The 18,675-nt window shown below is 34.4% G+C and carries 20 protein-coding genes and 2 pseudogenes; 18 read left to right on the plus strand and 4 right to left on the minus strand.

All coding sequences use genetic code 11. The annotated features are described in order from the left end of the window. Positions 1 to 68: 68 nt before the first annotated feature. From ABWU55_RS01550 to ABWU55_RS01625, 16 genes and pseudogenes are all read left to right on the plus strand, one after another. Positions 69 to 374: a hypothetical protein gene (locus ABWU55_RS01550; protein ID WP_353286398.1), complete on the plus strand. Its 306-nt coding sequence runs from the start codon at positions 69 to 71 to the stop codon at positions 372 to 374. After that, entirely contained in the window at positions 375 to 872 is a 498-nt protein-coding gene (locus ABWU55_RS01555) for a phage tail protein (RefSeq protein ID WP_353286399.1), read from the plus strand. Further along, positions 869 to 1,171, plus strand: a pseudogene (locus ABWU55_RS01560) (hypothetical protein); the annotation flags it as partial. The gene ABWU55_RS01555 and the pseudogene ABWU55_RS01560, both read left to right, overlap by 4 nt. Positions 1,172 to 1,572: 401 nt before the next feature. Next, positions 1,573 to 1,701, plus strand: a complete 129-nt coding sequence (locus tag ABWU55_RS01565) for a hypothetical protein (protein WP_255324786.1) — start codon at positions 1,573 to 1,575, stop codon at positions 1,699 to 1,701. Further along, positions 1,664 to 2,977, plus strand: a complete 1,314-nt coding sequence (gene ltrA, locus ABWU55_RS01570) for a group II intron reverse transcriptase/maturase (RefSeq protein ID WP_006280268.1) — start codon at positions 1,664 to 1,666, stop codon at positions 2,975 to 2,977. The genes ABWU55_RS01565 and ltrA overlap by 38 nt, the downstream gene beginning before the upstream one ends. A gap of 93 nt (positions 2,978 to 3,070) precedes the next feature. Then, entirely contained in the window at positions 3,071 to 3,262 is a 192-nt protein-coding gene (locus ABWU55_RS01575; RefSeq protein WP_353286580.1) for a hypothetical protein, read from the plus strand. Next, positions 3,249 to 3,713, plus strand: coding sequence for a phage baseplate assembly protein V (locus ABWU55_RS01580; protein WP_015588267.1), 465 nt, complete (start codon positions 3,249 to 3,251; stop codon positions 3,711 to 3,713). Before ABWU55_RS01575 ends, ABWU55_RS01580 begins: the two co-directional genes overlap by 14 nt. Beyond that, positions 3,710 to 3,964: a PAAR domain-containing protein gene (locus tag ABWU55_RS01585; protein ID WP_015588268.1), complete on the plus strand. Its 255-nt coding sequence runs from the start codon at positions 3,710 to 3,712 to the stop codon at positions 3,962 to 3,964. The genes ABWU55_RS01580 and ABWU55_RS01585 overlap by 4 nt, the downstream gene beginning before the upstream one ends. 2 nt (positions 3,965 to 3,966) lie before the next feature. Further along, positions 3,967 to 4,302: a GPW/gp25 family protein gene (locus ABWU55_RS01590; RefSeq protein ID WP_015588269.1), complete on the plus strand. Its 336-nt coding sequence runs from the start codon at positions 3,967 to 3,969 to the stop codon at positions 4,300 to 4,302. Between the two features lie 2 nt (positions 4,303 to 4,304). Next, positions 4,305 to 5,105, plus strand: coding sequence for a baseplate J/gp47 family protein (locus tag ABWU55_RS01595; RefSeq protein WP_353286400.1), 801 nt, complete (start codon positions 4,305 to 4,307; stop codon positions 5,103 to 5,105). A 278-nt stretch (positions 5,106 to 5,383) separates the two neighbouring features. Further along, on the plus strand, positions 5,384 to 6,544 hold the full coding sequence (locus ABWU55_RS01600) for a phage tail protein (RefSeq protein ID WP_338481574.1): 1,161 nt from the start codon (positions 5,384 to 5,386) through the stop codon (positions 6,542 to 6,544). 167 nt (positions 6,545 to 6,711) lie between these two features. Continuing rightward, positions 6,712 to 7,440 (plus strand): ankyrin repeat domain-containing protein, encoded by a 729-nt coding sequence (locus ABWU55_RS01605; protein WP_265039209.1) that lies wholly within the window; start codon positions 6,712 to 6,714, stop codon positions 7,438 to 7,440. A 38-nt stretch (positions 7,441 to 7,478) separates the two neighbouring features. After that, positions 7,479 to 7,931, plus strand: coding sequence for an ankyrin repeat domain-containing protein (locus ABWU55_RS01610; RefSeq protein ID WP_338481571.1), 453 nt, complete (start codon positions 7,479 to 7,481; stop codon positions 7,929 to 7,931). Between the two features lie 4 nt (positions 7,932 to 7,935). Continuing rightward, on the plus strand, positions 7,936 to 8,376 hold the full coding sequence (locus ABWU55_RS01615) for a DUF2924 domain-containing protein (protein ID WP_264704370.1): 441 nt from the start codon (positions 7,936 to 7,938) through the stop codon (positions 8,374 to 8,376). Beyond that, on the plus strand, positions 8,369 to 9,856 hold the full coding sequence (locus ABWU55_RS01620) for a recombinase family protein (RefSeq protein WP_353286401.1): 1,488 nt from the start codon (positions 8,369 to 8,371) through the stop codon (positions 9,854 to 9,856). Before ABWU55_RS01615 ends, ABWU55_RS01620 begins: the two co-directional genes overlap by 8 nt. Before the next feature lie 66 nt (positions 9,857 to 9,922). Continuing rightward, positions 9,923 to 10,933, plus strand: coding sequence for a hypothetical protein (locus ABWU55_RS01625; RefSeq protein WP_141456727.1), 1,011 nt, complete (start codon positions 9,923 to 9,925; stop codon positions 10,931 to 10,933). A gap of 117 nt (positions 10,934 to 11,050) precedes the next feature. Here the strand turns inward: ABWU55_RS01625 and ABWU55_RS01630 are convergent, their stop codons facing one another. The 3 genes from ABWU55_RS01630 to ABWU55_RS01640 form a co-directional block, all read right to left on the minus strand. After that, on the minus strand, positions 11,051 to 11,263 hold the full coding sequence (locus tag ABWU55_RS01630; RefSeq protein WP_141456728.1) for a plasmid pRiA4b ORF-3 family protein: 213 nt from the start codon (positions 11,261 to 11,263) through the stop codon (positions 11,051 to 11,053). Positions 11,264 to 11,647: 384 nt separating this feature from the next. Next, positions 11,648 to 12,730 (minus strand): hypothetical protein, encoded by a 1,083-nt coding sequence (locus tag ABWU55_RS01635; protein ID WP_264339566.1) that lies wholly within the window; start codon positions 12,728 to 12,730, stop codon positions 11,648 to 11,650. Positions 12,731 to 12,927: 197 nt separating this feature from the next. Next, positions 12,928 to 13,383 carry an Hsp20/alpha crystallin family protein gene (locus ABWU55_RS01640; RefSeq protein ID WP_141456730.1) on the minus strand — a complete coding sequence of 152 codons (456 nt, stop codon included), beginning with the start codon at positions 13,381 to 13,383 and terminating at the stop codon, positions 12,928 to 12,930. A gap of 302 nt (positions 13,384 to 13,685) precedes the next feature. On the opposite strand from ABWU55_RS01640, the pseudogene ABWU55_RS01645 reads away from it, so the two are divergent. Continuing rightward, positions 13,686 to 14,641: pseudogene (locus ABWU55_RS01645) on the plus strand (IS630 family transposase). Between the two features lie 179 nt (positions 14,642 to 14,820). Here ABWU55_RS01645 and ABWU55_RS01650 read toward each other — a convergent pair. Beyond that, entirely contained in the window at positions 14,821 to 17,079 is a 2,259-nt protein-coding gene (locus ABWU55_RS01650; protein WP_353286402.1) for a hypothetical protein, read from the minus strand. A 379-nt stretch (positions 17,080 to 17,458) separates the two neighbouring features. On the opposite strand from ABWU55_RS01650, the gene ABWU55_RS01655 reads away from it, so the two are divergent. Further along, the gene (locus ABWU55_RS01655) at positions 17,459 to 18,115 is read left to right on the plus strand and encodes an exopolysaccharide biosynthesis protein (protein ID WP_264339068.1); all 657 of its coding nucleotides are present in this window, start codon (positions 17,459 to 17,461) and stop codon (positions 18,113 to 18,115) included. Positions 18,116 to 18,675: the final 560 nt, after the last annotated feature.

Below are 18,675 nucleotides of genomic sequence, written 5' to 3' on the forward strand. Positions count from 1 at the left end.
GAGGCACAGAACGACTCTACCGGTATGCGCTTTCTTAGCATGTAAAGGTTAGTATATCAAAAAGAAATATGCAAGAGAATATTAAGCGATTATTAGAAGATTGTTTTGCCCATTTAGGAGAAGTGGCTTTATATAAATCAAAGGATAAGTCATATATGGTACAGGTGTTAAAGCAAGAGCCAGATAAATTATACGAGATTGGTGAAGGACAATTTGTGGGAGGGATGATTTTTTTTGAGGTAAGCGTTTTTGATTTACTGAGGCCAATGGTAGGAGATATTTTTGTTATAGGTGATCGTAAATATAAAGTATATTCTCCACCGCTGCAAGATAATTCAGGAATGGTATGGAAAATTCGAGCGTCAGGAGTATAAATGCGTATTAACACCGGTAGTATTATACAAAGTATAGATGCTGAAAGGAAAAAAGTGGAAAAAGTGACGGTGAGTGCATTAAACAAAACAGCAATATGGCTAAAATCAAAAGCAGCTAAGGAAATTAGTGAGGAAAAGAGAATAAAATTAAGTTTGATAAGAAAGAGATTAAGAATTTTTAAAGCAAAAACAAGCAGATTAGAAGTGTTAATTAGAGCAAATCTCTACGACATTAGAGCATCGACAATTGGCAAAATACAAAAAACAAGAAGAGGATCGAAAGTAGGAAAGCATGAGTTTATAGGAGGATTTGCAGCAGTTATGCCAAAAGGAAATAGCGGTATGTTTAAACGTGAAGGAAGAGCAGCATTGCCAATAAAGGAAGTTAAATTGTCACTCGAACCTGAGGCTTCAAGGATAATAGGGAATCTTGTTAATTATGAGGTTGAGGAAGTGTTTGAAAAGTTCTTTGAACGTGATATTACAAGAAATATATGAATTTTAAAGATTTGCATAACGCAATCTGCACTACGCTGAAGAAAGAAATACCAGCAATTCAAACTTGTGAAATTTATCCATCGATAAGGAAAGAATTAGTAGCGCCAGCGGTGTTTGTAGAACTAACAAGTTTAGAACCAGGTAAAGATGCAGGTACTGATGAATTAGCATTGAAAGCCAGGTTTGAGGCGAGGATTGTAGTTGATGGAACAGTAGAGGATTCCTCGGTAGTTGTTAGAACATTAGCTGCTGAGGTTGCGAGAGTAGTAAATAAAAATACTTGGAATGTGGAAAATGTGTGCGCCAAGAAGTGCGTAAGGAACAGTTGGTGAAAATCCAACACGGGTAAAGCTTAGCCGGCAACCTGGAACAAACCATTATGCTGCGTAAGGTAACGAGCGTAGTAAAGCTAATGGAATGGACAACATAGGGTGCAACGAAAGTGAAGGTATTGAGTCCCGTAATTCACGCGTCATGGGGGCTGACACTTTACATTTGGTGGAAGGCAACATGGGTAATAACGCTAAGGCAAGATATTACTCACCTCATCGGGATCGAAGGCCGCGTCATGTGTTGAGATGGACCTTACGTGAACTTGGGAGATCCTTTGTATTCCTGTAAGGGTACTCTGGAACAAGTCAATAAAGGCGAGGACTGGAGGAAGATGCAAAGGAAGTCGGACTAACTGATAGTACTCGGAGTGTGGGAAAGCCACATACAAGGGGAAGCGGTTAGCAATATAGTGACTGGTATAGGGATTGCTATACCAATACAACAGAGATTGGAGGAGTATGCAAGGAAAACTAAACCAGATAGCAGTAAGGGCTAAGCAAGATAAGCGAGTAAAATTTACATCATTAGTTCATTTGATTAATGAAGAGAATCTTGCAGAGTGTTATAAGGAACTAAAACGCAACAAGGCTTGTGGTATAGATCGTGTGACAGTGGAAGCTTATGGAGAAAATCTAGAAGAGAAACTTAAAACACTAGTGGATAGTATGAAGAGAAAACAATATCAACCGCTACCAGTGAAAAGGGTATACATACCCAAAGCCGGGAGCAAAGAGAAGCGCGGTCTCGGAATACCATCAACGGAAGATAAGTTGGTACAGGTAATGCTAAAGAAGATATTAGAAAATATTTATGAAGCAAACTTTATGGACAGCTCGTATGGATTTCGACCAGGAAGAAATTGTCATCAGGCGATAAACGCTCTAGATAAAGCAGTTATGCACAAACCAATTAACTATATTGTAGAAGTGGATATCAAGAAGTTCTTTGATAATGTTCAACATAAATGGCTAATGAATTGTCTAAGGGAACGAATAGCTGACCCAAATTTATTGTGGTTAATAAAACGATTTCTAAAGGCAGGAATAGTCGAAGTTGGATGTTATAAAGCAACCGATCAAGGCACACCACAAGGTGGTATAGTAAGCCCTGTATTAGCTAATATATACTTACACTATGTGCTGGACTTATGGTTTGAAAAGAAATTTAAGCCAAAAGCCAGAGGATATTTACAGCTAATAAGGTTTTGCGACGATTTTGTAGTTGGCTGCGAGAGGGAAGAAGACGCAAAAGAATTTCTAGAATTACTGAAACAAAGACTAAGTAAATTTGGGTTGGAAATAGCTGAAAATAAAACAAAAATAGTAAAGTTTGGTAAGAAAGAATGGTATCAAGCAGAAAGAGAGAAACGTAGGACGGCTAGCTTCAACTTTCTAGGATTTACACATTATTGTGGAAAAAGTCGTAATGGTAAACTTATGATGAAGCAGAAAACTTCAAAAATAAGCCTAGCCAGAAAGATTAAAGAAATCAAAGAATGGTTGAAGATGGTACGAAGTCGTATCTGTCTCAAAGATTGGTGGCAGAAACTTAAAGCCAAACTAACAGGACACTATAGCTACTTCGGAGTTAGCGGAAATTATCGGTGTTTGATTCAATTCTATCGACCGGTAACAAAGTTAGCATTTAAGTGGATAAACCGACGTAGTCAAAAGAAAAGTATGGATTGGGAACAATTTATACACTATTTAAAAGTAAATCCATTACCAAAACCAAAGGTATATGTTTCTTTATACACAGGAGCACTAGTGTGAACGCTGTATTGTGGAGCCGTGTGCGGGAAATCCGCAAGCACGGTTCTTTTGGGGAGACTATGGTTATGAGACCAAATCGCTGGTTTCAAGGTCATGAGTCTCTACCAGACTTCACCAGGAGAATTTATCTCTGCGGAAATTGACGGATTTAGGCCAGAGCTCGATGCATATTTAGTGTGGATGGTTGATTGGAGTCATCAGCTTCATTTAGGTAAATCAGTATGGGAAGAGGGGAAAATTAAACCACATATAATAAACGTAGGAAATATAAATGTTGGATCATAGTTTTGCGATTTCAGAGCTGAATAGGAAGCTAGCAAACGTTATTCGTATAGGAATTGTAAAAGAAATAGATTATGAAAAAGCAAAAGTAAGAGTGAAAATAGGAGAATTTTTAACAGATTATTTACCGTGGATAACAAGTAAAGCAGGAAAAGATAGAGATTGGTCTCCGCCAGATATTGATGAACAGGTTATGATATTTTCTCCTCTTGGTGAACTATCATTAGGAGTGGTATTAGGAGGAATATATCAGGAAAAATACCCTGCACCAGAGAATAAAAAAGAAATAAATAGTGTGAAGTTTCAAGATGGAACAAGATTGTTATATGATAAGGAAAAACATCATTTAGAGATTGAAGTAGTAGATAAAATAACACTGAAAGCTGGGGAATCGAGCATAGAAATGACAAAAAGTGGAATAAAACTGAAAGCAGAAAGGATCGACTTAAATTGAACAAAGGAATAGTGAGGTTAGGAGACTACTGTGGAGAAGCTATACCACATTTCTGCATTAGCGGAAGTAATAATGTTTTTGTAAACGGTAAGTCAATGTGTAGACAAGGAGACAGTTTTAGTGAAGGAAGAGCATTAACTGAAGGATCAAAAACAGTGTTTGCAAATGGTCTTGGTGTAGGAAGAGTAGGAGATATAGTTTCATGTGGGTTTAAAGTAATAAAAGGCAGTGAAAGCGTCTTTGCAAAATAGAAATGAAGGGTATGGATGCTAAAACAGGAAAAACGTTAGAAGGAATAGAGCACTTAAAGCAGTCGATAATTGATATACTGACCACTCCTATTAACAGTAGAATAATGAGGAGAGATTATGGCTCAAGATTATTTGAATTAGTGGATAAACCAATCAGTAGAGATTTTACTTTGAAGATCTATGCAGCAACAGCAGAAGCACTGGGGAAATTTGAGAAGAGATTTAAGTTAGAAAAAGTAAAGATTGCTGAAGCTAAAGAAGGAAAAATGACTCTTGTACTTGAAGGTATGTATCTTTCAGAAGGCAAGTTCATAAATATTAGTGGAGTAGTTGTTTAGAAATGCAAACATCTAATATTATTGAAAAACTAAGCTATGAGGAAATATTTTCGAGAATGAAAGAAGAGTTAGTAAATCGAGACACAAGTTTTACAGCATTAGTTGAAAGTGATCCAGCGATAAAGATTCTGGAGGTGGCAGCATGGAGAGAGTTGTTACTCAGAGAAAGAATAAATGAAGCTGTAAAAAGTAATTTACTAAAATTTGCAACGGGAGAAGATCTTGGTAATTTAGCTGAATTTTATGGAGTAGAGAGAGAAAAAGAAGAAGAGGACGAACGATTTAGAAAAAGAATAAAAGCAAAAATAAAAGGCTGGAGTACAGGAGGAAGTAAAGAGTATTATCGTTATCATGCACTGTCAGCAGATAGTAGAGTAAAAGATGCATTAGTAGAATCACCTATACCAGGGAAAGTACAAATTTCAATCTTATCAACACAATTATCCACAACTGGCATAGTATCAGAAGAACTACTTAAAATTGTAAAAAAGCAGGTTACTAGAGATGATATAAGGGTTTTAACCGATACAGTAACAGTGATAGGTTGCAATATTACGGAAATAGATATTCACAGCAGAATGAGCATAAGTCCTGTGATATCGAAGGAGGAAATCAAGAAGCAGTTTATTAAGAAGTTTGAATTAGCAAAAAGATTAGGATGGAATGTTACAAGATCTTGGATAATAGCAAACCTATTTGTAGAGGGTGTAGAAAACGTAGAATTAATCGAGCCAAAAGAGGATGTTGTGGTATTGGGGAATGAGTGTGCAGTGCTTGGCCACGTCAAGTTAGATAGGATTTAAAACGTATTTTTTTGTTTTGTGGAATCGTACCAGTGAGGGGATTGCGTGCAATAAGTGGTTTAAGGTTTACTGGATCCAATGTTAGGGAGAGGAAAGTATTGATTTTCTTCCAGAAGTTGTAACTTGTTTTTTAAAGTATGGATAGTATGGTCAAATATTATGGAAAGTGTTTTCGATATTAAGAACATCTTTATTTTTGATCAGTTCTGAAATGATCTCTTGCTTACTCATAAGCTACCTAAATAAAGGAAATTAAAGCAACTTGAAAGAAAAGACAAATGAAAAGTTTATTACCGCCAAACGCAACAAAGCAAGAAAAAGCGCTGGTTAATGCAATAGATTATAAGGTTGATCCGAGCTGTATCAGAGGATTTAAGTTTAGTCTTAAAGAAGAAACATTGCCGTGGTTAGTTGAAGAATATGGATTGGGGGAAATTCTACGTTGGATAAGGGATAAAAGAAAAGCCGTAGTAGAAGGAGTAAAATTTCAAAGACTGAGAGGAACTCCAGCATCACTAAAAATAGCACTAAAATGGGCAAATATAGAAGATATTAAAATTATCGAAGAACCACCTGGTAAACATTTTTTTGAGTTGCAAGTAGGGATAAAAGAGGTACCAAATGACTTCTTCGTAGATGCAGTAGTAGAGCTGGCAAAACTATCACTGCCTGTAAGATCCAGATTGATGAGGATTTTTAACGATTATTATAATGCGCAGAGATTTATATTGGATGAGAGTTTATTTGGAGATCTTCTTTCTGATTATTCAGGGGTAAAAATAGAAAAAGATGGACCAGTGTTATCATTTGGAAGAGTAAATTTTTTCAGGTCTAGTGGTCCAGTTATTAGGATTATAGAAAACTATCTACGCGATCATTATGAACGAGCTTTAAGCAATGATATATATCGCCTAGATGTAGCAATCCTTGGAGAAACCGAGCCTCACACAAAGAATTATAACGGTATTTATGAAAGAAATCATTTGTGGTACAACTTAAAAGCACTATATCCATTACCACAGAGTTTATTACCATCGATTAAATTTGCAAAAGCGCAGATAGTATTATCAGACAGTTGGGATTTAGGAGACATAAATACGTGCTTTCCAGTTAGTAGCGTAGAAGAAAGAGGAAATAAATTTGTATTGGGAAGCGATAAACTTTCAGGGCAATATTGGAATTTAAAACACAAGCCAATTTTAGAAAGATTTAGCGTTACTCACAACTATAAAGCAAAAAATTATACAGATCAGAAGGTCAGAAAATATGTTTTAGCAGAACACAACGTTTACTATAAAAATGATTTAGAGCAAAAAGACTCAATACACGAATTAGAAAATTACATTTTAGTATTTTACCCAGGAGTACTAAAGTGGCATGAACATCGACATTTGCACAGAAGTTGGAAAAATAGTCAAGTAATATCTCTAATAAGTTAAGTACTTATATTTAGATCCTCATATATTATATTAACAATAGTTTAAAGTGTATGAAATAAAAAGAAAAGGACTTGCTTCCTTATGCTAAAAAGGACATGAATTAAATAGCAGCAGGTAAACATAAGAAATTTATCTGGCGCTAGAAAAGCTAATTTTGTGAGGTAAGTATGAAGTTTAGCGAAGAAAAGAGAGAATCTTTTAGTAAGTTTTTTAAAGAAGTATCAAGTAACGGGTTTAAAAACATTAATAAAAGAAATGAAGAAGGAGAGACGATATTGCACCAAGCAGTAGAAATCTCTGATTACAAAACAGCGAGGTTATTAATAAAAAAAGGGGCAGAGGTAAATGCAAGAGATAAAAATGGTTATACACCACTACACTGTGCAGTATTTGCGAAAAGCTTAGAAAATGTAAAAGTGCTGCTAAGGGAAGGAGCAGAAGTAAATGCCACTCAATATGTCACTGGATGTACGCCACTACACTCTGCATGCAAAATAGGAGGAGCAGGAGTTGAAATAATAAAAGAGCTAGTAAAAGCAGGAGCTGAGGTTAATCAACTGAATAAATATGGTGCAACACCAATGTATTACATTTGGGAAAGTGAAAAGTATCGTCTATGTGATAGCAAAGAGAGTGAAAGGGCGAGTAAATTTCTGAGAGAAAAAGGAGGAATAACAAAAAGTAGAGAACTGACGTGCTATGGAATAGAGAGGATAGTGGAAGAAATAGCAGACATGCTGAATGGGAGCTATATGCCGGAGCTAAAAATAATAGAGATAGAAGAAATAAGAAAGAGAGACAAATCACTAATAAAGGAAGAATGTGAAAATTTAGCAAGCAAAATAATGAGCCAAGTAAATGAGATGATAGATGAGGTGGTGAAAAGGAGGGCTTAGAAAAGGGATTTAAATTCAAAGAAAAGGTGAGGTAGGTCATGAGTAAAAAAGGAAAAGAGGAGTCACTATTAGAGAACTCATATAAAAATATTTATGCAAGAGACAAGAATGGAAGAACAGCTCTACATTATGCAGTAGAGGTAAAAACAGTGGAGTTATTAGTCGAAAAAGGAGCGAATGTGAATGCTAAAGATATAGAAGGATACACAGCACTGCACCTAGCGGTAACGGAGAAACGTCTAGAAATCGTGAGGGAATTGATAAAATCAGGAGCAGACGTAAATGCTGAGGAATATGGAAATAAATGCATACCTCTACACCTTGCGTGCATGGTAGGTGAAAAAGAAATAGTGGAGGAGCTAGTGAAAGCTGGAGGAGAAATAGAGCAAGCGGATAAATTTGGAATGACAGCAATGGATTATAGTAAAGAAGTAACCGAGGTATTAAAGAAAGAAACAGACAGAATTGAAAAGTTATTTATGAAAGGCTAAAAATATGGAGGAAGAAATAGAAAAGAAAGTAATGAATTTAGAGAGAAAACCTTTGGGTGAGCTGAGAAAAACGTGGAAGAAGGTATTTGGGGAAGAGGCGCCTAGATACTCAAAGAAATATCTGATACCAAGATTAGCTTATAGAATGCAGGAAAAAGCGTATGGAGAAATGTCAAGAAAGGGGACAAAAAGACTAGAGTATCTGGCAGATCGGCTAGAGAAGGGAAAAAGAATAAGTAGCGATAAACTGCCAGTAGAGGGAACAGAGCTAATATTAGAGAGAGGGGAAGAGACTCACGCAGTAATGGTAACAGATAAGGGTTTAATCTACAGAGAAGAATTTTTCACATCATTATCAGCAGTAGCCGGAAAAATAATGGGAATGAGTTACAATGGGCCGCTCCTATTTGGTTTGCGTGATCAAAAGGGAAGGGAAAATGTGTAAAGGGATAAGATGTGGAATATATACGAGAAAGTCAAATGAAGACGGTCTAGAGCAGAAGTTTAACAGTTTAGATGCGCAACGAGTAGCATGTGAGAAGTACATAAAGAGCAAAGAAGGCTGGGTAGCATTGGCCAAAAGGTACGACGATGGAGGTTTCTCAGGAAAGAATTTAGAAAGACCAGCAATAAAGGAATTATTTGAAGATGTAAAAAAAGGAGAAGTAGATTGTGTAGTAGTATATACGCTAGGTAGATTATCAAGGGAAACAAAAGACAGCATCGAAGTAACATCATTTTTTAGAAGACATAGAGTAAATTTTGTAGCAGTAACGCAGATATTTGACAATAATACGCCAATGGGAAAGTTCGTACAAACGGTGTTATCAGGAGCCGCACAACTAGAAAGAGAAATGATAGTAGAGAGGGTAAAAAATAAAATAGCAACATCAAAAGAACACGGACTATGGATGGGAGGAACTTTGCCGTTTGGGTATGATGTAAAAGATAAAGAATTAATAATAAATGAGAAAGAAGCAAAAATAGTAAAGCATATATTTGCAAGATATTTGGAGCTGAAGTCAATGGCAGAGTTGGCAAGAGAGTTAAATAGCCAAGGGTACCATACGAAATCAGATATCTTTAAAAAAGCGACGGTGAGAAGAATAATAACAAATCCAATATATATGGGAAAAATACGGCATTATGAGAAAGAGTATGAAGGAAAACATGAAGCAATAATAGAGGAAGAAAAATGGCAAAAAGCGCAGGAATTGATAAAGAATCAACCATATAGAAAAGCAAAATATGAGGAAGCGCTACTTAGGGGAATAATTAAGTGCAAGAGTTGTAATGTGAACATGACGCTGACATACTCAAAAAAAGAAAATAAAAGATATCGATATTACATATGTAACAATCACTTAAGGGGAAAAGGTTGTGAATCAATAAACAGAACTATAGTAGCGGGAGAAGTGGAAAAAGAAGTGATGAAGAAAGCTGAACAGCTATATGAAAAATGGGGAAAAAAAGCGGAAGAGTGGAAAAATTTAAGTTTTGGAAAACAGAAAGAAGTAGTGAAAAAGTTAATAAAAGGAGTAATGGTAAAAGAAGATGGAATAGAAATGGGTTCGGAGGATAAGGTGGAATTTATACCAATAATGAAGAAGAAAGGAAATAAATGTACAGTGATTGAGCCAGAAGGTAAAACAAACAATGCGTTACTGAAAGCAGTGGTAAGAGCCCACCTATGGAAACGTCAGCTAGAAGAGGGAAAATATGCAAGCGTAGGAGAGCTAAGTGCCAAAATTAATATAGGTACAAGACGTATACAACAAATTTTAAGGTTAAATTATTTAGCACCAAAGATCAAAGAAGACATAGTAAATGGGAGGCAGCCAAAGGGTTTGAAGTTAGTTGAATTGAGGGAAATACCAATGCTGTGGAGTGAGCAGATGAAGAAATTTTGCAAATTAGCGATTTAAAAATCACACGATTAATACTTTACTAATACAAATTAGCTACATAAGAGATACAAAGAAAAAAATAATATGAGAAAACTAATTACCGGAAAAACTAATGAAGCAGATATAACCTATGAGTTGCCATTTGATCAAGATCAGTTAACAAGCAAAGATAAAAAGGAGCTTTTTAAGCTATTAAAAAGGATACAAGAGGGTAAAAGTATCAGTGAAAAAATTAGTAAATCCTTTCATGATACACGAAAGATTCCGTGGATACTAATAGTTGATATATATGAACGTAGAAGAGACGTATTCACACTATTACATTATGCTAGATTTTGCAAGAATAAGCAAGCTGAGAATGATCTTTTAGAAGAAGCTAAAAAACATGGGCTTTTTAAGGAGTTTAATCGTACGAAAATAGTCTCGGACTACTTAGGAAGTCATGGAGAATTAATACGTACATATAGTACTGTTAAAGATGGTGTAGTAAGGGTAGAAGGTTTTGAGCCTTGGGATGATAAGGAAGTGATGAATCCAAATATGACAAGTGACAAAGAAGAAAAAAACTCGTTAATAGAAACTATTATGGAAGGATCAGTGGCTTATAATATTTCAGAAGATATTGAAGAAGTTTCGGATAAGAATAAAGAAAATTTTTATGGAGAACAACAAGAAGAAACCGCAGAAACTGGCACTCAGCCGTGCAAGAAGATTAATAATGGTGAAGATTATGAAAGGAATGAAGAAAATCAAGGGAATTTCGCTAACTCAGGAAGAACGGTGGTAAAAGAGCTGAATGCTTTAAGAATCTTTTCTTCTAACCCTTGTGTTAACGATAAATCTTTCAAAATTGCAGATGAAGAATCATCAACAAAAGCAATGCAACGGAGAGCGATTCTGACTGGTGCCGTTGGGGTGGTGCTACTGGTAAGTGGTATTGTATCACATATTATGAAAATGCCTACTATAGGAACAGTTGGAGTGATTGCTGGATTGGCATGCATAAGCTTTGCGTTGTACAGTACCCTAGAACCGAGTACAAAGCTAGAGAAGGTAGAAGAGCTCTTCCGATCCAACGCAAGAGAACATTCCTAAAAAACACAGATATTAAAATAATTTCCTAAGAAATACTTCTAATTTACTAACCAAGTACTAAACCTGCTGCTATTTTCCTCAAGGCAATCCATCAACTTAATAGGTATATTGTTTACACTACTCATCTTCGTAGTCAGGATATTGTGGAGGAGCCTCTCCTTGCTTTTTAGTAACTTTTGGATATCTTGTTCCAGCTTCTGCTTCAATAATGCCACAACATTCTACTAAAAATTCCCAATTATCGCCATAATCAAAAAGAAAAATCATTTTTTTATCTGGCTCAAAAACCTTGTAGATATAAGAATTTTTGACGCTTTTTTCATTAGGCATAAACTATAATCAGTATTATAAAATAAAGTGTATACTTCATTACTTTCATAAATATCGTTTATGTTACTATAAAAACCAAATTAATGATCTAACTCAAAACTAAAGACCTTTATGATAGTTTCTGCAAATTTATAAAGACAGCTTTCAATTCCATCTCACGGTAGATTTTTTTGTCTAGAGAAACTTTAAATAAGTATACTTTCTTTTTCTTATCCACTTAATTTATCTTTAACTTACATTAAATTAACCAATAGCAAAAAAACAACACAAGTCAAACATAACCTTACCCACATATCTTACCCTATTCGGACTATTAGGAGAAATGCTATACTTTAGAAAAAGCTTAACTGAACTTTCATTCGTTCTGACAACACATACTTACTTTTAATGACCGATGATATGGTCGTTGCTGGAAATAGGCGTTCTTAGGCCTTGAAGATGACTGTTTACTTTCGGCAAATCGTCTAAATCATGCTCTATTTTTTGTGTTTCCATCTCAAATTTAAATCCCAATTTTTCACAGAATTTTTGAAAGTATTCTCTAATAATAGAGAGCAAGTTTCTATCTCCTTCTTTATAATTTTTTAATTCCTTGGGAACAGTGAGTGATAATTTACCGTCTTTATAGGTTACACCATCTTTTCCATCTTGAGACTCAAGTGTAAATTCCAGTGAGGTGGATAGACCACATATTTTTTCCCCTGGATTATCAAATTTGATTACAGGTATTTCCATATCAGACTTTACTCTTATGTTATTATGGTCAGTGTAATCAATATTCATTACTTTGTCAGGGTCTTGCGTTGTTAATCGATAATTGCTAAGTGCAGAGTGATATTCAATAAATATACCTGCTAAGTATCCTGCTTGATTACAATTAGTAACTAGTTCTTCTAAGATAGGGGCACTCGGAACTTCTGCTTCAGCATATTTAAACATTTCTTTAAAAACTTCCTTTACAAATGGTCGGTAGTTCTTATTCTCATCTCCTACTTTGAGTAATAGATGCATATGCTCTCTTCCAGCATTGTAAAATCTCTCAAAATCTCTACCGTACGAATTGGTTTTCTGATAATCAGGAATTTCAGGATTTTCACAATGACTTTCCCACAATTCACTTAACGCGTTATATGCAAGTTCTTTTTCAAGATCCTTAAGGACTGAATTAACAAAAGCCCTGCCATGATCTTTATCTATTTCTCTTTGTTTTTTGCTTGCGGCTTCAGCGCTATATATATCATAACTATTAAAAAGGTTGCTTTTGCGATATTTCGCTCCTTCCATTAACACAGAGGTTAAAACTGTATCTATAATCTTTCCATTAATAACAAAGTTCATTCTTGGAAGATCGAAATACATTGTTTCACCAGAGTGTGCTGATTTATTGCTCTCGCCAGCCTTTAATTTACTAAAGCTAAATTCTTTAATTTTAACCTTCAACGTAACTATTGGATTTGCTTCTGTCATAGTCCGTACTTATTAAAGCCCCTAAACTTGATTATAACATAAGAACCATTAATAGATTATTAACAACACCTAAACGCAACAAAGGCCTTACACCATCTGTACAACAAATACGCAAAGACAATAGAACTTTATTATATTCTATCTATAATGATTCAAAATAGCAAGCCTCAAACTAGAAGCCTGCTACCACTTACTGGTTACTTTACATCAATCTTCTTGATGTGTTTCTCTGACTTAGGTATGGTTACATGTAATACTCCATCTGAAAAACTAGCAGATACTTTATCTCGCTCCACATTTACTGGAAGCTGAATAGACCTATAGAAAGAGCCATAGTACCTTTCTCGATGATAAAACTGCTTATCTTTTGACTCGTTATCACATGTCTTTTCACCCTTCACTATTAAGCTATCGCCAGATATACTAATATCTATGCTTTCTTTGGAAATACCTGGTAACTCTAATGAGAGGCAATAGCTTTCCTTTGTTTCATAAAAGTCACAAGCTGGTAATAGACTGTTGCTTCTTCTGGAAAGCTCTGGATTCCATCCTGTAAAGAAGCTATCAAATATGTCATCAACGGCCCTTTGTAACCCTCTTACACTAAAGTTATCACGGTTATTGTTTTTATTTGAATGAACTATATTACTCATGTTGTACCTCCTTTCACTAATATGTGCATTATGTAATCATTCCACTTGTTAGTTTCAATACCTTATACCAAATATCATAAATAAGTAGGCAAATAACTCACAGAACAAATAGTTTTGATCGAACTTTCCGTAATATTACGAATGAATGCACATATAGTATCCTCCAATAAACTAATACCAATTCCTAAAAATAAATAGACAAATAAAGAAAAATTTCTAAAATAGAACAATTTAAGAATTAGTGAGGAGTTATGGCAGGAAAAAGTAAAGCAATAGGAGAAGAATGATATAATAAGTGTAACCTGGAATTAAAGAAGCACGGAATAAGAGGAGAGATAGGAAGAAGATTACAGGCAATAATATCTGGAAAAGAATATGGAATAACAAAAGTTGCTCAAATATACCGAATTACTAGAACTACATTGATGAAGTGGATTACAAGATTTAAGGAAGGAGGAGTCGATGCGTTTAAAATACAACCAGGACGTGGAGTAAAGCCGAAGTTGAGCTACAAGCAGCAAGAAGAAATTAAAAATGTCATAGCAGAAGAAGGAGCCAACCTAACGGCTAAGAAATTAAAAATCATAATTGAGAAAATGTTTTCTATTGAGGTAAGTAAGTCTACAGCACATGGACTGATGCAAAAGTTAGGTTTTTCGTATATTACTCCAAGGCCTGTGCACAATAAACAGGACAAAAATAAACAAGAAAAGTTTAAAAAAAAATCTTAATGAAACTATTGTCACGTATCCCGAAAAAGAGCTATTTTTCTTCGATGAATCGCGGTTTGGCACACATTCAAAACGGGTGGTTTAAAAAAGGCATTAGGACACAGGTTAAGGTGAAATTAGGTAGGCAAAACTTTTATCTCTATAGTGCAGTTAATCCTAGAAATGGAGAGACTTCTAGTTTATTCGCACCAAACGTCAATACTGATTGTATGAATATATTCCTTGAGCAGATGTCACAATATTTAGGAACAAGGGAGGCATTTCTTATTGTGGATTGTGCAGGATGGCATAGATCCAAAGGTTTAAAAATACCACAAAATATTACCTTAATCTACTTACCTCCATATTCACCAGAGTTAAATCCAGTAGAGCGTTTATGGCAATATTTGAAAGACAATCTCATTAAAAATAGAATATATGACTCTGTTAGTTTATTGGAGGATACTATATGTGCATTCATTCGTAATATTACGGAAAGTTCGATCAAAACTATTTGTTCTGTGAGTTATTTGCCTACTTATTTATGATATTTGGTATTATACCTAAATTTTGGATGAGTGATAAAAAAGCTAGAGGAAGAATGGACTATGGATTTGTCGAATTGGACTTTGAATACTTGATATCTTCTTTCCAGATAGATTGAAAACGAAGTTGTATAAAAAATGCTGCTTTGAATGGTTATTTTTGAAATATTTGAGCCTGATTTTTAAATTCCCCTTTCATTTACTAACTGATTGCAATAAGCTTCTTTCATAAAGCTAGATGGAACATATGATTTTTCTATTGTACAATCTGACTGTTTCATAGTTTTAGCTAACTCTTCAGAAACGTCACTGTTTATTTCAAAATAACCATCTTCTATGCCTATAGAAACATTTTTTCCTCCTAAAAGACAGCTCCCCCCTAAACTTGATTTATCCTCCAACTTACTAAAACGTGCTATGCTTTCTTCGTTGGCGAGCTTTACTTCTATTTTATTATTATCTCTATCACTAGGAGATAAATAAACACTGACCTTCCCAAAGTAAGTAGTAAAAGACATTTCAATTCTACCCTCCGAAATGTCGGTGTAATTCCTAACTCCTTCTTCATTTTCAACTCTAACTATACTTTCTCCAACTTGAAGCATACCAATTTCCAGACCTAAATTTTTAGCTTTTTTATTGTTGAATATTCTTGCAACTTCGACAACACTATCTTTTGTATATTTTATACAAAAGTGTCCATTGTCCATCTCTAACTCAAAATCATGATCATCAGTTTTTACACTTACGTCTACGATACTTTTGTACACCAAGTCCTTAAGTTCTAAAAGTATTTTTTCTCGTTGATCTAGAGCGTATCTATCTGAGCAAATTATGTTCACGAAATCGCCATGTTCTTCATCGCTAAATCTATTTAAAGACGCACCTCTTGATACTATTTGCAATATCTTTTTCTCATCTAAAAATCCATAAATTCGGGTAGTATCGTAAGAAAAATATAGCTTTTGCAATGTATCAATTATGCGATCCACTAAAGATATATTAGCTTTATACGGAAGAGTGAACATTACTCTTTGTTTCAGCGCCTCGCTTACAATTTTATCAAGTCTTTTATTGCACTCTTCATAATCCTCTTCATTACCATAGTTACCCAAAGCATCCAATTCATCATGAATATTATCTATTTTTTGCCAAATACTTTCATATTTTTCTCTTTCTCTTTCTCTTAATTTTACTTTTGCTAAGGAAAAAGAATCTTTTTTACGTATTATGTTTGCATTGTAGACTAGTTGACCGTAGGTCCTACCAACAATTTCATCATAATCAAAGCAATAGCTAACATTATAGTCACTTTCACTAGTTGATTCCTGATCATTGCTACTTTCATCGTCATCTTTATTCCATACTTCAATATCGTAATCAGTGTTTTCAAGGTTTTTGTCTTCACTTGTTCGATAATCTTGATTGTTTTCTACTTTTTCGTACAGCCAGGTTGATTTTTGATCATCGCTACTTTCATCGTCATCTTCATTCCATACTCCAATGTCGTAGTTAGTATTTTTAGGTTTTTTATCTTCACCTGTTTGATAATCTTCTGCTTCTCTATATAGCCATATTGATTCCTGGTCATCATTATCATTGATACGCCTCATTTCCACTTTTGTTGTAGACTGAGGTCTTACTATTTCTTTTCTTACGTTTTCTTTGTTTAATTCATCTTCAAGAGACACTTCATTACTAATATAGAAGTTTTTCTGTTTTAAACTCTCATTTTCATTCTGCAATGAACTAAATTCTGCAAACAGTTCTTCACGCTCTGATAAATAAACATAGAGCTGGCCTATTACATCATTAAGTTCCTTATCTTTTTCTAATATCTGGTTTTCATAATTACTCTTCAAATCCTCTATACTGTCTACCAGCACTACACTTTCTTTTCTTAGTCTACTTGAGTTAGATTCAACCAAATTTAACCTTTGCTGTAACTCTTCATTTTTTTTGTCTATCATCTGTATTTCACTCTTCATATCTTCTAATTTGCTGTCCAAGTTCCCTATTATGTCATTTTTATTCTTCACGTCCAATAATACTTTTTCTATTTCTTGTTTTAGCTGTTCAATTTCTTGGCCATTTTTAGTTAATTCTCTTGTTTTTCTTTGTAATTGAGCTTCAAGATCTTTAATTTTCTTTTCTAGGATCTGATTTTTCTTGCTGAGCTCACTCACTTCTTGATCATACTCTTCCGCTATACCTTTATAGCATTCCAAGAGCTTTTCATTTTTCTTGAGATCAAAGTTTTCTTGTTGCAGCCTTTCTATTTCACCATCTGAATTATCTATTACTTGGTTACCCTCACTACCAATCTCAAATATCTCTTCAGAAGTAATCGTAAAATCTTTAAATACGCAAGGCAAAGTAGTGTCTTCAAGGTTATTACTATCAAATGAGTTATATTGTACTACCTGCCTTGAACTAGGCATACTTATACCTTTCTATTAACAAAGGCACACAATGCATTATATTTACTATATACGCAACTGATTTAAACATAATTTATTTACTAATTCATATTGTGAATTTTTATAAAATAGGTTTATATGCAAAATATTATAATAACGTTAAAGCACGTAGCTAATACCATTATTAGTACAGTATAAAGGGCCTTTTTGCCTATAATTGAAGAGTTTAAGCAAATTCATAATATACCTCATTTATCTTCTAATAACGAAAATTTGTATCGAAACAGATAAGACCATAAGTATGAAATTCAAAGAGGAATGAATCAGTTAAATCAAGAATAGATGTTGTGTTATAGTAGTGATTATGCTAATTATTGGGTCGTTTGGTTAAAAGGTAATTGTGAAAAGGGGTAAGAATTTGACTGAAGATAAAAAATTAGCATCTGATATTCTAAAAGAGGTTGCAGGTACTGGTACTGCTGATAGTGATAAAGTGACATTGTTTGACATTAAAACAGCTTTACAAGAACGTGGTTTTGGTATTTTAATAATCATCTTCTCCTTGCCGCTATCGGTGCCTATACCGGTTCCACCTGGTTATACAACTATTCTTTCTATACCTTTAATCTTGTTTTCATTACAACTTCTGCTTGGGTTTCATTCTCCCTGGATGCCACGTTGGTTGGAAAGGAAATCCTTTAAACGTTCAACATTAGCCCTTGTGGTTAAAAAAACTTTACCTGCATTAAAAAAAATAGAAAAGTTCATGAAACCGAGAATGTCTTTTATCTTCTGTGGGCCAGGTGAAAAGATTTTGGCATTTATAATGCTGGTTTGCGTATTGGTGATAGCCAATCCGCTTCCGTTGACTCACTTCATTCCAGCAATCGGTACGACTCTTATTTCACTTGGTATTATGAATAAAGACGGGCTTGTCTCGATACTTGGAGTGTTGGTATCCTTGTGTGGAATATTATTTGCTCTTATTGTAATAGTAAAAGGTCCACAGCTTATAATTAGTGCGTTTTCTTTTCTCAAGAGTTTTGCATACGGTTAATCTTGAGCTATTAGCAAATTAGATATTCTATAGAAATACCATGGCAACCAGTGTGGAAGCAAATTCTTTTGTTTACTGTTTGTGTCTCAAAAGCATAAAAAAGTACGTACTGTTGTGAGAACAATTTAAACAAAAGCGGCGTTTTAAAAGTAAAAGCTTGGAATTTTTACAACAAAGTTAGGCAAAACAGTTCATATGTAGATTTAGCGAAAGTAAGCCAATATAGGTGATTTCAGCGTATAATAAAATCACCATATAAAAAAGTTCGTATGTATCGTTTGGAAGACCATCCCATCCCAAAACGAACAATTCTCACCGCCCTTGGTTTTGAGTGGTAGAAATGGTTATATCATTTAATTCATTAGCGATATATAGTATTAAATTAATAGTAATTTATTTAACAATAAGTATTAAGATAAACTTATAAAAAACAGAATTTAAAATAAACAAAACGTCATGTATCTCTCATATTAAGAGGCTTTTGTTGAGAGTTATTCAAGTCTAAAAAAATTTTTCAAGTTGATGATTGACAAAACTTAGAAACGGGATATCTTACTCAA

The organism is Wolbachia endosymbiont (group A) of Crataerina pallida (assembly GCF_964028475.1).
GTDB classification, from domain to species: Bacteria; Pseudomonadota; Alphaproteobacteria; order Rickettsiales; family Anaplasmataceae; genus Wolbachia; species Wolbachia pipientis.